This is a genomic window from Aliikangiella sp. G2MR2-5 (assembly GCF_015687155.1).
In the GTDB taxonomy this organism is placed as follows: domain Bacteria; phylum Pseudomonadota; class Gammaproteobacteria; order Enterobacterales; family Kangiellaceae; genus Aliikangiella.
Map to the genome: position 1 here is coordinate 193,839 of NZ_JADPQF010000001.1, position 14,568 is coordinate 208,406.

Here is a 14,568-nt window from a genome sequence, read left to right on the forward strand (position 1 = left end):
CTGCAACAGCGCTTTTCGTTGATATTCAAGATTGTGAGCAGAATTTACGCTTTAAACTACACTTAATATTATGATAAGTAATGATTTGTTCACTTAAAAGTCTGTCCTTAGGCTTTTGAGGTTTTGGGATCGTATTGGCCTCTGAGGCGTCGAATACCGGGTGACTTTAAAATTCCTTTTTCATGACAAAGTCTACTGCTGCAAAAGTTATAAAAAAACTCATCAATTCAATTTTGATTGTGTTGTTCTCTTTTTTTATTCATCAAAAAGTAGTTGTTGCGGAAGGGCGTGTTGAATTTAAAAAATTAAGTAGAGAAGATGGTTTATCTCAGGTAACCGTTCTGGACATTGCTCAGGATTCTCAAGGATTTATCTGGATTGCTACTCAAGACGGGTTAAATCGTTTTGATGGATACAATTTTAAAGTCTTCCGAGCTGATGCTGATGACTCCAGCTCTCTTTCTGATAGTTTTGTATTAGCGCTTTATGTTGATAGTCAAGAGCGTCTTTGGGTTGGTACTCGTACTGGATTAAATCGGTATGAGCCAAAATCGCAAAGTTTCTCTCATTTTTACTTTGATCCGACAAATCCCAATAGTCTCTCAGGAAATTATATTACTGCGATTGCAGAGGACCACAATGGATATTTGTGGGTCGGTACTTCAAAAAACGGCTTAAATCGACTCAATACCGACACCGGTGATGTTGTTCGTTTCAGTGCTGAAACAGGTACTGATTCATCGAAAAAGATCGTGAATGATACCATCGCCAGTTTGATGGTAGCTAAAGATGGAAGTCTATGGGTTGGCAGTGGCCGTAGTCGGCTTGAACCAAGTCGTTCACTAGGAGGATTAAATATTATCGATCCCGACAATTTGAATGTAGTAGAGGTCGATTTAAGAGACGGCAATTTTAACAGTGTACCTACCAATAGTGTGACCGCATTGTTCGAAGATAAAAATAATACTGTTTGGGTGGGAACCTGGGGAAATCAGGTTTTCAATGTTAAAAAAGTAGAAAGCGCATCACAAGCCGGCAACTCTACAAATAATATGAACAGGACAGAAGAGAGTTACAAAACTTACGTGCGACTTAATGACGAGCTCTCAGTGGTCGGTCAAAGTAATGCGGTAACTGATTTCATTGTAGGTCCAAAGGGAAGGTTATGGATATCAACCAGTCATCGAGGAGTGTTTGTCTATGATTCTTCAAGCCATAAAATAAAAGGCCTTTCTGCTGATAACTCTTTAACATCCAATATCGAAGAAGACGATATTACCGATTTTTTTATCGATCGTACGCAGGTTCTCTGGATGGGAACCTGGACTAAAGGTGTTTATCGTCTGGGGTATACCGCTGCAATGTTTGAGAAATATCTACAAACTCGAGGCGGCGCACATTTAGAAAATCAATCTGTAAGAGCCATTGTTGAGGATGATGAAAATCATCTTTGGCTGGCAGCATGGAATAGTGGACTGTTGAAATTAAACCTGGAAACAGGGTTGACAGAGAGCGCTGATTTTTTGCCTCTATCAAAGACGGGGCAAGTAAGAGAGGTTTATAAGGATTCGAGAGGTTGGCTATGGGTTGGCTCAGGAGAGAGGGGTGCCTATTCCATTGATTTGAAAAGTAACACAGTTCAACACTTTCAAGTTGAGCGTGAAAGCGATAACTCAATTGTTAGCAATACAATTCTGCAGATTCGAGAAGGTCCTGAAAATAATATATGGTTTGCGACCCGAGGTGGTGGAATTTCGCTTTTAAACATTAAAACAGGAAAAATTGAAAATTTTCTAAGTGAAAAGGGAAATACTGACAGCTTGAGTGATAGCTCGGTGGTGAGTCTCTTTTTTGAACAAGACTATCTTTGGCTTGGTACTGAATTCGGTGGCCTGGATATTTTTGATTTGAACTCCAAGAAAGTTATTGCGCGTTATCAGCTTGCAGAAGAAAAAGGAAACATTGGTAGTAATCATATCAATGATATTTATCGTGATAATTCTGGAGTCTTCTTTGTCGCTACGGATAAAGGCGTGAGCAAAGTTACTATTCCAGAGTCGGATGAAAAGCGACAACAACTGTCTTTTTTATTGCTAGGTGCCAAATCAGGACAGGCTATTGGACCTACTGGCGGAGTCTATAGTGACGCTCAAGGCTTTTTATGGGCGAGTACGATTACAGGTATCTCAAAATTAAGTCCTGATGGTGAAACGATAAAATTTTATGGTAAAGGTTTCGGAGCATTAACCGACGGCTATTATATCGGTGCCAAGTATAAAGATTCGAGAGGTGCTATATATTTTGGCGCAGTAAGTGGTTTAACTCGCTTTCTGCCTGAAAATATCGTTGAAGACCCGTATCCTCCAAAAGTTGAAATAACTAAGCTAATGCTTTTTGATCGTGAAGTAACTCATAAAGACCAGAACAACGATGTTCTGATTTTTCCGATAGAACAAACTGACTCTATTGTTCTGGATTATTTGCAAAATGCTTTTTCGATCGAGTTTTCAGCGCTTCATTTTGCCTCACCAGAAAGCAATAAGTTCAGATATAAACTTGATGGATTTAATGACGATTGGTTGGTTACAGATGCTAAAAACCGAAGAGTAACTTATACAAATCTCGATCCTGGGCAGTATACGTTTATTGTTAAAGCTGCTAACCGAAGTGGGGTTTGGAGCGATGAATACGCAAGACTGGAAATAGAAATTCTTCCTGCATGGTGGAAGTCGAATTTGGCCTACTTTGTTTACCTTGTATCTGCCGCCGCAGTAGTTGTGTTTGTGTTTAGACAGAGAAAGATTGCAACTGAGATGGAGAAAGCGAGACAAATTGCTCAGTTAGAAAAAGATTATGCGGTAAAATCAAACGAGCTTAAGTCAAAATTTCTGGCTAATATGAGTCATGAGATTCGGACACCAATGAATGCCATTATCGGATTGAGTGAGCTGGCTTTAAGAGTGCCTATGAACGAAAAGCTTCAAGATTATATTGGAAAAATTCGTTCATCTTCAAAGTCCTTGTTAAGAATAATTGACGATATTCTTGATTATTCGAAAATCGATGCCGATAAACTTGATTTGGAAAAAAGAGCATTTGAATTAGAAAGTGTTGTTAATCAGGTGCTAAATGTCGTTTCTCCGAAAGCAAGCGAGAAAAAACTGGAATTGATTGTTTCTCATTTAGAGGATGTCGATTTTAAACTGGTTGGCGATGAATTGAGATTAAGCCAGGTTATTATTAATTTGGTCAACAATGCAATAAAGTTCACTGCTGAGGGATATGTCGAATTAAAGTTCGAAATACTTCATCGTTCGGTGAGTAAAGTTGAGATCAAAGTTTCGATTATTGATTCTGGTATTGGTATGTCATCAGATCAAATACAGAAGATATTTCAACCTTTTATTCAGGCCGACATGTCAACTACCAGAGAGTATGGGGGGACTGGTTTAGGATTGTCACTTAGTCGTCATTTGGTGAAGTTGATGGGAGGAGAAATCCATGTTTCAAGTCTACAGGGAAAAGGTACAACATTTAGTTTCAATGCAAAGTTTGGCATTGTATCAAATTCAGAATCACTCTATTTCGAAGATAAACCTCTTCTTAATCAACTGAAAGTTTTGGTGATTGAGGACAACCGGGAGACGCTTGTTGCGTTGGTGAGAATGCTCGAATCTTTTGGTATCAATGTCACCCCATATCTTGCCTCCGATATTAGCCCAAGGCAGTTAGAGTTGAGTGGGATCGACTTTTCTGAGTTTAATCTTATTATGCTTGATAGCTCTTTGCCTACATCGAGTTTTACTGAGATAGGAGAATATTTGAAGCAGAAGTTAGGAGAAAGAAGTACCCATGTTTTACTCATGACCGGAATTTCAACAATTATTGATCCTGCGCACCATCGGATTTTCGATACAATTATTGAAAAGCCGGTTACGCCATCAGAGCTTCACGATGGCTTGCTGTCAACTTTAGATGTAAGGACGCCAAAAGCAAAAGATGCCCGATTATCACCAGATGATTCTATACGGTTAATAAAAAAACTTGCCTCCAAATCAGTTCTGGTTGTCGAAGATAATGAAATTAATCAGCAAGTTGCCAGAGAATTGATTTCAGCTTTCGGAATCAATGTCGACTGTGCCAATAACGGAATGGAAGCGATAGAAAAGTTAAAGACAAAACGTTTTGATATGGTCTTTATGGATATGCAAATGCCGATACTCGATGGTATTCAAACGACTAAAATTATCCGCGAAAAAGAGTTGATTGGTCCTGAGCCTATTGTGGCTATGACAGCTCATGCAATGGTTGGAGACAAAGAACGTTGTCTTGCCGCAGGTATGGATGATTATGTATCTAAGCCAATTAAGCCTGAGCAACTGTATGAATGTTTAAAAAACTGGCTGTTAAACGAAGAAAAATCCAAAGTTCGTTCTCTCTCAGTGTTATTGCAAGAAATCTCAAGCCAGAGAGTTTTTGAACACAATATTTCTACAAAAAATTCAAGGCGAAATCATGCTGAACAGGCGGATGATATAACCTGTATAAAAAAAGTTAACGAGACAGAAATCATTGATTTCGAATCGGGGCTGGCTTCAATGGACAATGACCTGGTATTGTATCGAGAGGTTTTAAGGATGTTTTTCGATAAATACAGCTATATGAGAACAATAAAAGATATTGAGAAAGAGTCTACAGATATTAGCATGGGAAGTTTTTTCCATACTATAAAGGGGCTGGCAGCGACTATCGGTGCTGAATCACTCAGGAAGGTTTGTCTGAGCCTTGAGTTAGCAAGTAGCTCTGACCGGTCACTAGACGACCAACAACTTAGTCATTTTCTTTCAAAGTTACACCAGGTTTGTCGTCTAGTTGAGTCATATTTGGAGAACGATAGGCGTTAGCCGTTTTGCACAATTTTGATTAGTACTCTACGATTAAGAGAGCGACCTTTCGCTGTTCTGTTCGATTGAGCTGGCTTTTTTTCACCGAAGGCGGTGGTTTTAAAACGTTCATCTTTTACCCCATCAAGCTGCAGAATGTTCTTAACAGAGTCAATTCGCCTTTCTGCTAGTTTCTGGTTGTAATATCGAGAGCCTTTACTGTCGGTATAACCATCGATGAATACAACTTCTAGTGAAGGGTCATATTTAATATATTGCGCGAGAGCGTAGAGTCTTTCTTTATACAGGGTTTTCACGCTGAAGCGATCAAAATCAAAGTAAAGAGTCATTTTAGTTAGTTCATTTAGTTTGTAAGGAACTAGCGAGGTCAGACAATCTAGAAATTTATCATACTGAGGTCTGAAACCAATTGAAGAAAGAGAAACCGCCACCTGATCTTCCAGATGATTAAATTCCTGATAATAGAAGGTTGGATACCGGCCAACTTCGAGCTCGTTCAGCAGTCGCCAGCTTGAACTCTCTGAGCTTTTCACAATATACGGACCTGTTTTAAGTGTGACTTCTCCAAGTTCTCTATTGTTCTGATGAGGTTGCCAACTAGGCGAGAGTGCCATGACTCTGGCGACTTTGCTGCTTTCGATCGCCTGTCTTTTATAACCAAGGTTGAATCCCAGCATTTCTTGTCTACCTGCAATTTTTCTAAATTCAGCATCGCCATACATGGGAATGTTGTGAATTAGTTTGCACTCTATCGGGTTGCCTGAGAAGTACCACCTTGATTCGTCCATTGGCGCTTCATAATGTTTAAAACTGGCAAAAGCGCTCAGACTAATCGTTCCTCCGATGATAGCCAGCAGCGATTTACGAAGAATTTGACGTGTACTCCTCATTAACAGGTTTTCCTTTGTTTTAATAAGTTCTATTGCTGCAGGCTGTACGATGATAGCCGTCTACTAACAGACTGAAAGCAATCTTCAATACTATTATTTGTTGTTATCGGCGTTAAAAATGACGACTTAAATCTAATTGTTCTAAGTAAGAATTATTTGTAAGTCTTCACTTTATGGTAATCTGTAACCTATTGATATTTAAAATAAATATGCTTCTTATAGGTGCGCTATTGACCTCTTAACAACCTGGGAGTCAACCAGAAATGAAATATTTACCGATTAACATAAGGCTTTCCGGTATTAAAGTGCTGGTGGTTGGCGGTGGCAGTGTAGCATGTCGGAAGGGAACAACCCTGATCAATGCTGGTGCCTGCGTTACCTTTGTCAGTCCACAAATTAACAGTGCCATTCAAGCGCTTTGTCAGAGTGGAAAAGCCCGCGGGTTAAGGCAAACCTATCAGGTTGAACTACTTGAGGATGTCAGGTTGGTAATCGCTGCGACCGATATTGAGCAAGTTAACCGACAAGTGTTTGAAGATGCGGAAAAACAAAATATTCTAGTCAATGTAGTAGATACTCCCGAATTATGTCGCTTTATTTTTCCTTCTATCATCAATCGTTCGCCCATGACAATTGGCATTTCTTCCGGTGGTGCGACACCGGTATTAACGCGAATGTTGCGTGAAAAATTTGAATGGCTTATACCCGCCGAAATGGGAACGTTAGTTGAACAGGTTGAATCAAAACGCTCTTGGGTTAATCAAAATGTTCAATCTCCCACCATGAGAAGAGTTCTTTGGGAAAAACTGTTTGAAGACCTTCTTGACTGGAAACTATCACAAAATCTTGCACAAACCACTCGGTTTAGTCTCAAGACTCAAGCTGAGATAGACTCTATGATAGAGTCGCTCGCAAATAGTCTGAAAGTAACAGCCGGATTCAATGAAAATGAAACAATAGTCGATAATTGCCGGGGCCATTGTTCGAAACTTCGAGGAACGATTTATTTTTGTGACTTAGGCAGGTTGCAAAGCGAAGAGCTAACAGTTGCAGCGCTTCGAGCGATGCATAAAGCTGATCGTATTATTTATGATTTTTCCATGTCAGGTGAACTTCAGAGTTTTCTTCGACGGGACGCTGAAAAAATAGAACTACAAGAATCGTTTGTCATTTCCAATGATGATAGCGTTATTGCCAGTAATGAGCGAATAAATGAAGAACTCGCAAATAAAGATTTGGCGGATAACGAGCTGCCAGATAAAATCAAACTGAGAAGAAATATTCTTGATAATATCGTCTGCGAAGAGAATATCCTTTTTTTAAGCCAGGGGAATTCTTTTGAGAAAAACTTCAAAATCATAAAACAGATAATCTTAAGACATGTTACTCAAGCTGAATTTTCAATCAAACTGATTAAGGCGGTCCATTGATTTTAATGGAAATGCTGATCAGTAGAATAAAGAAAGCACTAGAGCGCAGGTTAGTCCGAGGCTGCAGTATTGCCAAAATTTAACCGGATCTCTTTCAAGGAGTGGTCTTTCAAGATAAAGCCGTTCGATTTCTTTGTTAGGCCAGGAAATGTCCTGCTCAAATTCAGAATAGGATTGTTGTCTCAAGTTTTTATCCTGAGACAGAGATTTTTCCAACGCAATATCCAGCCAGAAAGGTAAATCATTTCGATAATTCGAGAGCGAAATGTATCGCCATTTTTCAGGGCGTCGATTGAACCGGTGCTCATAACTAAAAGGGAGCTTTCCTGTCAACAATTCAAATGTAATTACAGCCAAAGAATAAAAATCACTTTGCCAATTATGTTTTAAATATTTTACTGTTTCCGGTGCCATATATCCCTGAGTACCCGCAGGGTAGTCTGGCGCCAGATTAAGCAAAGATTCCTCCACTGCTGCGATGGACGCTGCACCATAATCGATAATTTTTATTCGTCCTTTGGTGTCGATCATTAAGTTTTCTGGTTTCAGATCCCGGTGACATATTTCAAGGCGTTTAAGTAAACGTAGTGCCTTGATTATTTGCGAAACTATTTTTCTCACAGATGCGAGTGACGGATTGGGATTATCATAGATCCACTGTCGTAGATTTTGTCCTTTGATATGTTCACATAAGATGTAACATAGCTTGGTATTTTCCTTTTTCGGATAAGTTCGCATAAAAAATGGAGAGTCGAGCTGTGCTCCTAGCCAAAGCTCTCTGCTAAAATTTTGCCGATAGTAAATGTCTTCAGCAAAATTTATCGATGGAACCTTGAGCACATATTTTTTACCGCTATCGATATGGTTAACCAGGTAAATATGTGAGCGATTGTTTTCATGCAGGGTTTCGACTACCCTGTAGTTGTCAATTCTATTGCCTGGGATAAGCTTTGGCGGAATTTGTAGTTCTAGTAAGGTCGTTTCGAGTTGACTAATGTCGGCGATCGGTTGTTCGTCAATTCTGGCAATTAAACAAGTCACGTTATCGTAACTGCCCATCTTAATAGCTGCCCGGCCGATTATTCTGGCGGCTTCTTCCAATTGCGGGTTATTTTCAACAATTTCTTGAATTTTGGTAGTATCGACAAATTCGTGAACGCCATCGGTAGTCAATATCAATATATCGGACTGGTAAACTTTATGTGTGGAATAATCAACAGAAACTTTTGTGTCGGCGCCAACGGCACGAGTCAACACCTTATTTCGAAAGCCTAATTTCTGATTATGACTTGAAGTCAGTTGGGTGGCAGTACCGTCACGCAGTAAAACTACTCTGCTGTCGCCCACATGGAACAGGTGCAGATTCTCTCCACTGATAATTCCACCACTAAACGTCGTAAGTCTGGCGTTGCGGCTGGAGTATTCGTCGTAGTAATTTGAAGTCGAACTACCTATCTCGCTTTCTTTTCCCATTTGATAAAGCTGGAAATTTACCTTGTCGAGCGTTGCTCTAATGCTTTTCCCAAGAGACCAAAATTTTTCGGTTTTAAAATATTCATCGATAAATTTTCGGGTAACAAAGGCGCTTGCCGCCTTTGCTTCCTGGCAGTGTGAAACTCCGTCGGCAATACAGAGAGCTAACCCTTTGCTAACCCCTGTCTCCGGTTGAAGCGCTGAACGAGCGCAAGCGTCAATACTTATTGAATGATCGGTCAATGAAACCGAATAAGTTTCCATCAATTCTTGTCTGGAAACTATTGGTTTTTGCTTTGCCTTACCGAGAGACCAGCAATCTTGATTTTCAGATTTCTTTCCCGCCGCGGAAAAGCAACCAATAGAAATTGATAAGCTAGTATTAGTTGCTAAGTCACCGGTATGTTTATCGCTTCGGTAATTTTTCGTCGTTTGCATTTGGTTAATCCCTGATTTAGCAAATTACAATTTAACCAATGCCAATTAATTCTATACTGCCATCCTCATTAATTTCAGCGATGCTACCTTTGGGTTCCGTTAAAAAGATAAGCGCTATCAAACTCAACATGGCGCATAGAGCTATGATCAAAAAGAAAAGCTGATAGCTGGTGAAAGATAAAACGGTTAAAAAGCAGACGGCACCGACGTTGCCGTAAGCTCCGGTCATTCCTGCTATTTGCCCAGTTAATCGTCGTTTGATTAGAGGTACCGCGGCAAATACCGCTCCTTCACCTGCTTGAACGAAAAAGGAACAGCTCATGGCAACCAGAAGGGCGATAAACAATGGCCACTGGGAAGATATCATTGCCATCATAAAATAACCAACAGCCAGCCCACTGGTGAGTACGAGAAGGCTGGCCTTTCGTCCGAAGCGATCGCTAATCCATCCTCCGCCAGGTCTTGAAAAGAGGTTCATAAAGGCATAGCCTGAAGCAATTAGACCGGCATAGACCATGTCCAGCTCGAAAGTTTCCGCAAAAAATAATGGTAGCATGGAAACTACGGCGAGCTCGGAGCCAAAAGTCGCAAAATAGAGGATATTGAGAATAGCAACTTGTTTGAATTGATAACGATGGATTGATTCAATCGGTTTTACAAAGATGCTTTTGTTGACCTTAAAGCATTGAATAACTTCGTAGCAATATACCAGGATCAAACCAATGTAAATCCATTCTGCTGATTTTGCCGACAATAGTACCATTGGAGAACTTGAGAGTTTCCATACCAGAAGTCCCAAAACCAGATACATCGGAATTTTCATGAGCAATAGCAGCAAGAAGTCTCCTCGACTGGTAACTTCCATAGCGCCGCTGGACTTAGGTTTAAAATAGGTGGAACCTTTCGGCGTATCTCGTACTTCAACGTAGAAAATGATGCTAAAAATAACGCAAAGTAACCCCGTGATCGAAATTGCATAGCGCCAGCCGTCATCGCCCCCAAAAGTCAATGCTAATGCAGGAAGGCTTATCGCAGCCGCGGCCGATCCAAAGTTACCCCAACCGCCGTAGATCCCTTCAGCAATTCCGAGTTCGTTGGCGGGAAACCACTCACTAACAAGGCGAATACCAATTACAAAGCCCGCGCCGATAAAACCCAGAAGAAAACGAGCAATTGCTGCTTGTTCAAAATTTTCGGCGAGGGAAAAGTAAAAACAAGGAATGCTACAAACTAAAAGTAGCAGGCTATAGGTTAACCTCGGGCCGAAGTGATCCGTAACCATACCTATAATTACCCGGGCCGGAATTGCAATGGCGACATTCAAAATCAATAGCGCCTTAATTTCCGACGCAGACAAGGAAAGCGACTGGGCTATTGCTCCAAGAAGTGGGGCATGGTTGAACCAGACCAGGAAGGTCAGGAAAAAAGCCATCCAGCTTAAATGAAGAATTTTCATTTTGCCGCTAAATCGATTCAGTTTGAAACTACTATTTTTCATGATAACTCCTGCCGGCTATTTAACTCGGATTAAGATTTTTTCTTCTAGTGTTTTAACGCTATAAACAGGCACGCTAACGCCTTCATCTTCCAGACACACGCCAGTGTCAAGGCAATATGGGTGCTTGTATAACGGGGAAAAAACAACCGGTTTACCGTTTCGTTCGCCGATGATTCCTCGAGATAAAATATTGGCTTTTGCAATAGGGTCGAAGTTTTCGATTGAACGAAGCTCAGAGTTTTCGCTTAACCGGAAGATGGCGACCTGCCGGCCATTAACTTCTGCACAGACTCCGCTATGTGGATAAATATCATCAAGTTCACAAATTTCTTGCCATTGGCTTTGCATGGGAATCTCCTGAATAGTTAATTGAATACTACGCCGTGGTTAATAAATGACTTGTAGCTGCATTCTTTATTGCCGCCTTTTCCTTTTCATCTGCCGGTCTTTTTTGTCCTCGTTCATCGACAAATACTACTTCCGGATCCGGGGCGCGGCTATTGATAAAATGGTTGAAACGTTTCAATTTTTTTGTATCTTGCAAGGTATTCTTCCATTCACATTGGTAGCTATTTACCAGATGTTTCATTTGATCTTCCATTTCTGCGTTTAGCTGAAGTTTATCCTTGATTACAACCTCTTTTAGATAGTCAAGGCCGCCTTCAAGACTTTCCAGCCAGACGGAAGTTCGTTGCAGTCGCTCCGCTGTACGAATGTAGAACACCATGATGCGATCGATATATTGGATAAGAGTTTTGTCATTAAGGTCAGTTGCAAAAAGGTCTGCGTGGCGTGGTCTCATACCGCCGTTACCACCGACATACAGGTTCCATCCTTTTTCAGTTGCTATCACACCAAAGTCTTTACTTTGCGCTTCGGCGCACTCACGAGCACAGCCGCTCACCGCCATTTTTATTTTATGAGGAGAGCGAACTCCGCGGTATCTTTGTTCCAGGTAGATAGCCATCCCGGTGCTATCTTGAACGCCAAACCGACACCAGGTAGAGCCAACGCAGGATTTTACTGTTCTCAATGCTTTGCCGTAGGCATGACCGGTTTCAAAACCGGCATCGATTAGGCGTTTCCATATCTGTGGTAGTTCATGAAGTTGTGCGCCGAAGAGATCAATTCTTTGTCCGCCGGTAATTTTGGTATAAAGTCCAAAATCTTTTGCGACCTGGCCGATAACTATTAGTTTATCCGGCGTAATTTCTCCGCCCGGAATTCTAGGGACCACCGAATAGGTTCCGTCTTTTTGCATATTGGCAAGAAATGCATCATTTGTGTCTTGTAATCCAAGATGAGGCTTGTCCAGTATTGGTTCATTCCACAGTGATGCCAAAATGGACGCTATAACCGGTTTACATAGTTCACAACCATTCCCATGTCCGTAATCGCTTATGAGTTGAGCAAAAGTTTTTATTCGGGTCGTTTTTACAATATCGAATAACTCTTGTCTTGAATAATCGAAGTGCTCGCAAATATGGTTATTGACTGCAACGCCAATTTTTTCCAGCTCACAGGTAAGAATTTGTCCAATCAATTGAGTACAGCCGCCGCACCCGGTGCCCGCGTTTGTTTCCTGTTTTATTACCGATAGCTCGTGTACGCCGCTTTGAATACATCCATGGATCTGTTTTTTGGTGACGTCGTTGCATGAACAAATCTGCGCATTATCCGGGAGACTATGAACACCACTCGCGTTGGTTTCACTGGATTCATCAAACTCTGGAAAAAGCAACCTTTCCGGTGAGGCAGGGAGTTCAATCTGGTTGAGGTATAATTGGAGCCATTGTCCATAGTCCTTGGTGCAACCAACAAGAACTGCGCCGATAAGGTGTTTGGCATCAGCGGATATTACCAGTTTCTTATAAATGCCATCCGTCTCATCGCTAAAACAATAGCACAGACAATTTTCCGTTTGACCATGTGCATCTCCGATACTGGCGACATCGACTCCAAGTAGTTTCAATTTGGTACTCATGTCAGACCCGCAAAATTCGAGGGGCTCTTCTTGCGAGGATTTTGTTTTACCTATATTTTCTTTGAGAGTATTTATTGCGTGGGTAAAAGCTACTTTTGCCATCTGGTATCCAGGAGCAACCAGACCGAAAGTTGAACCTTGCCATGAAGCACACTCGCCAATTGCATATATTGATTTATCGCTGGTTAGGCAATAACTATCAATCATAATCCCACCCCTTTCGCCTGTAGCCAATCCACTGGAAGCGGCGAGTTTATCCTGTGGTCTTATACCTGCGGAAAAAATGATCATGTCGGTTTCCAAATGACTGCCATCGGTAAAGTTCAAACGGTAACGGCTTTGCTCACCACTGATGATTTCTTTGGTATTTTTTTCGAGTAATACGGAAAGGCCAAGTGATTCAATTTTTTGCTTAAGAAGTTTGGAGCCATTCTTGTCCAGTTGCACCGGCATTAGTCGAGGAGCGAATTCCACGACCGTGGTTTTCAAATTTAAGTTGTTGAGTGCGTTGGCTGCTTCGAGACCGAGCAGACCTCCACCGATAACCACGCCAGTTGATGCCGCGCAGGCGCTTTGTTTTATTGCGTCGAGATCATCCAATGTGCGGTAGACGTGAATCGACTCTCCTTTACTTCCTTTGATTGCCGGAATAAATGGAAAAGAGCCGGTTGCCAGAATTAATTTATGATAAGTGAATTGTTGGCCACATTGAGTCGAGATTAATTTGTCATCGCGATGTATCGAAAGCACCTTGCAATTGGTGACAAAATCAATGTTGTTTTTTCGGTATTCTTCTTCGCTTGCCAGCGACAGGTCTTGCGCGCTCTTATTGGAAAAATAGCTACTTAGTTGCACTCGATCGTATGCCAGTTTTGATTCTTCACTCAGGACCAGAAAAGAGAGAGCTTTAGATTGCTTACCAACTTCTTCTTTGTGCCGATATTTAATTGCATAGTCGATAAATTTATTGCCAACCATTCCGTTACCGACAATGATAAAATCATAGTGTTTCATTTATTGCTCCTTATGCAAGTTATAGCCTTGCCCATGACTTCACAGGACTTGCGTCCAGAGTGTTTGAACTTGAATAGCGTGCTGAACTTTCTATAGGATTTAAGACTCCATCGCCAAAAGTGTCTTGAGTTCCTGAATCAAACCAGTTCAATATTTCTGCAAAGTCGACACAGGCACCGATAATGATTAATGCAGGAGACTTTAGTTGAAATTTTTCAGGCAACCTGTTCAAGTTGTCGAGCTGGCTGCGAATGACTCTTTGGTTTTTTCGGCAACCATTTTCGATGACCGCTACTGGTGTATCCGCTGACATGCCGTTCGCCAGCAGGTGATTTTCAATTTTTAAACACTGGCTAAGTCCCATGTAAAAAACCAGAGTATGACCAAGCTGAGCGAGGGCTTGCCAGTTTATTAAGTCTTTTTCCGCGCTAAATCCGGTAACAAAACTGCAACCCTGAGATACGCCTCTGTGGGTTAAAGGAATGCCTGCATAGCTTGAGCAGCCCGATGCTGCGGTTACTCCTGGAATGACTTCTGCAATAATCTGGTTTTCTTTTAACGCCAGTAGTTCTTCGCTGCCGCGTCCAAAAATAAATGGGTCTCCTCCTTTTAAACGACAAACATTGAGGCCTTTACAAGCAAGTTTTATTAAGAGTTGATTTAGGTTCTTTTGAGAGATAGTGTGGTTGTCTTTGTGTTTTCCAACAAAAATTTTTCTCACTCTCTTGGGAAGTGCATGGATTATTTCTTCTGCTACTAGCTGATCATAAAGAATGACGTCAGCGCTATTAAGCGCTTTAACTGCTTTTAGAGTAAGTAGTTCTGGATCGCCGGGACCAGCACCAATTAGAGACACTTTGCCCTTGTTACTCTTTTGAAAATGTTTTTCGTGCTTATTAGAGATACTACTTTTTTCCATCGATTCGGTTCATCTGAT

At 41.2% G+C, this 14,568-nt stretch carries 8 protein-coding genes; 2 read left to right on the plus strand and 6 right to left on the minus strand.

Going from position 1 to position 14,568, the window contains the following annotated elements:
* Window positions 1-182 precede the first annotated feature (182 nt).
* Window positions 183-4,904 carry a hybrid sensor histidine kinase/response regulator gene (locus IYN84_RS00790; RefSeq protein WP_196137272.1) on the plus strand — a complete coding sequence of 1,574 codons (4,722 nt, stop codon included), beginning with the start codon at window positions 183-185 and terminating at the stop codon, window positions 4,902-4,904.
* On the opposite strand, the gene IYN84_RS00795 is transcribed toward IYN84_RS00790, so the two are convergent.
* Window positions 4,901-5,794 carry an OmpA family protein gene (locus IYN84_RS00795; RefSeq protein WP_196137273.1) on the minus strand — a complete coding sequence of 298 codons (894 nt, stop codon included), beginning with the start codon at window positions 5,792-5,794 and terminating at the stop codon, window positions 4,901-4,903. The genes IYN84_RS00790 and IYN84_RS00795 overlap by 4 nt on opposite strands.
* A 263-nt stretch (window positions 5,795-6,057) precedes the next feature.
* Here IYN84_RS00795 and IYN84_RS00800 point away from each other — a divergent pair, with 263 nt between their 5' ends.
* Complete coding sequence (locus IYN84_RS00800; protein ID WP_196137274.1) at window positions 6,058-7,224, plus strand: bifunctional precorrin-2 dehydrogenase/sirohydrochlorin ferrochelatase; 1,167 nt, start codon at window positions 6,058-6,060, stop codon at window positions 7,222-7,224.
* 18 nt (window positions 7,225-7,242) lie between these two features.
* Here the strand turns inward: IYN84_RS00800 and IYN84_RS00805 are convergent, their stop codons facing one another.
* From IYN84_RS00805 to cobA, 5 genes are read right to left on the minus strand one after another with little or no spacing between them, the layout of a single operon-like run.
* Window positions 7,243-9,135 carry a bifunctional protein-serine/threonine kinase/phosphatase gene (locus tag IYN84_RS00805; RefSeq protein ID WP_196137275.1) on the minus strand — a complete coding sequence of 631 codons (1,893 nt, stop codon included), beginning with the start codon at window positions 9,133-9,135 and terminating at the stop codon, window positions 7,243-7,245.
* Window positions 9,136-9,166: 31 nt separating this feature from the next.
* The gene (locus IYN84_RS00810) at window positions 9,167-10,633 is read right to left on the minus strand and encodes a NarK family nitrate/nitrite MFS transporter (RefSeq protein WP_196137276.1); all 1,467 of its coding nucleotides are present in this window, start codon (window positions 10,631-10,633) and stop codon (window positions 9,167-9,169) included.
* A 15-nt stretch (window positions 10,634-10,648) separates the two neighbouring features.
* Window positions 10,649-10,981, minus strand: a complete 333-nt coding sequence (gene nirD, locus IYN84_RS00815) for a nitrite reductase small subunit NirD (protein WP_196137277.1) — start codon at window positions 10,979-10,981, stop codon at window positions 10,649-10,651.
* Between the two features lie 28 nt (window positions 10,982-11,009).
* Window positions 11,010-13,631 carry a nitrite reductase large subunit NirB gene (gene nirB, locus IYN84_RS00820; RefSeq protein ID WP_196137278.1) on the minus strand — a complete coding sequence of 874 codons (2,622 nt, stop codon included), beginning with the start codon at window positions 13,629-13,631 and terminating at the stop codon, window positions 11,010-11,012.
* A gap of 19 nt (window positions 13,632-13,650) precedes the next feature.
* Window positions 13,651-14,550: a uroporphyrinogen-III C-methyltransferase gene (gene cobA, locus IYN84_RS00825; protein ID WP_196137279.1), complete on the minus strand. Its 900-nt coding sequence runs from the start codon at window positions 14,548-14,550 to the stop codon at window positions 13,651-13,653.
* Between the last annotated feature and the right edge of the window lie 18 nt (window positions 14,551-14,568).

Bases quoted from the DNA above. Each gene is read 5' to 3' on its own strand.
- IYN84_RS00790 (WP_196137272.1), top strand. From the start codon at position 183: ATGACAAAGTCTACTGCTGCAAAAGTTATAAAAAAACTCATCAATTCA.
- IYN84_RS00795 (WP_196137273.1), bottom strand. From the start codon at position 5,794: ATGAGGAGTACACGTCAAATTCTTCGTAAATCGCTGCTGGCTATCATC.
- IYN84_RS00800 (WP_196137274.1), top strand. From the start codon at position 6,058: ATGAAATATTTACCGATTAACATAAGGCTTTCCGGTATTAAAGTGCTG.
- IYN84_RS00805 (WP_196137275.1), bottom strand. From the start codon at position 9,135: ATGCAAACGACGAAAAATTACCGAAGCGATAAACATACCGGTGACTTA.
- IYN84_RS00810 (WP_196137276.1), bottom strand. From the start codon at position 10,633: ATGAAAAATAGTAGTTTCAAACTGAATCGATTTAGCGGCAAAATGAAA.
- nirD (WP_196137277.1), bottom strand. From the start codon at position 10,981: ATGCAAAGCCAATGGCAAGAAATTTGTGAACTTGATGATATTTATCCA.
- nirB (WP_196137278.1), bottom strand. From the start codon at position 13,631: ATGAAACACTATGATTTTATCATTGTCGGTAACGGAATGGTTGGCAAT.
- cobA (WP_196137279.1), bottom strand. From the start codon at position 14,550: ATGGAAAAAAGTAGTATCTCTAATAAGCACGAAAAACATTTTCAAAAG.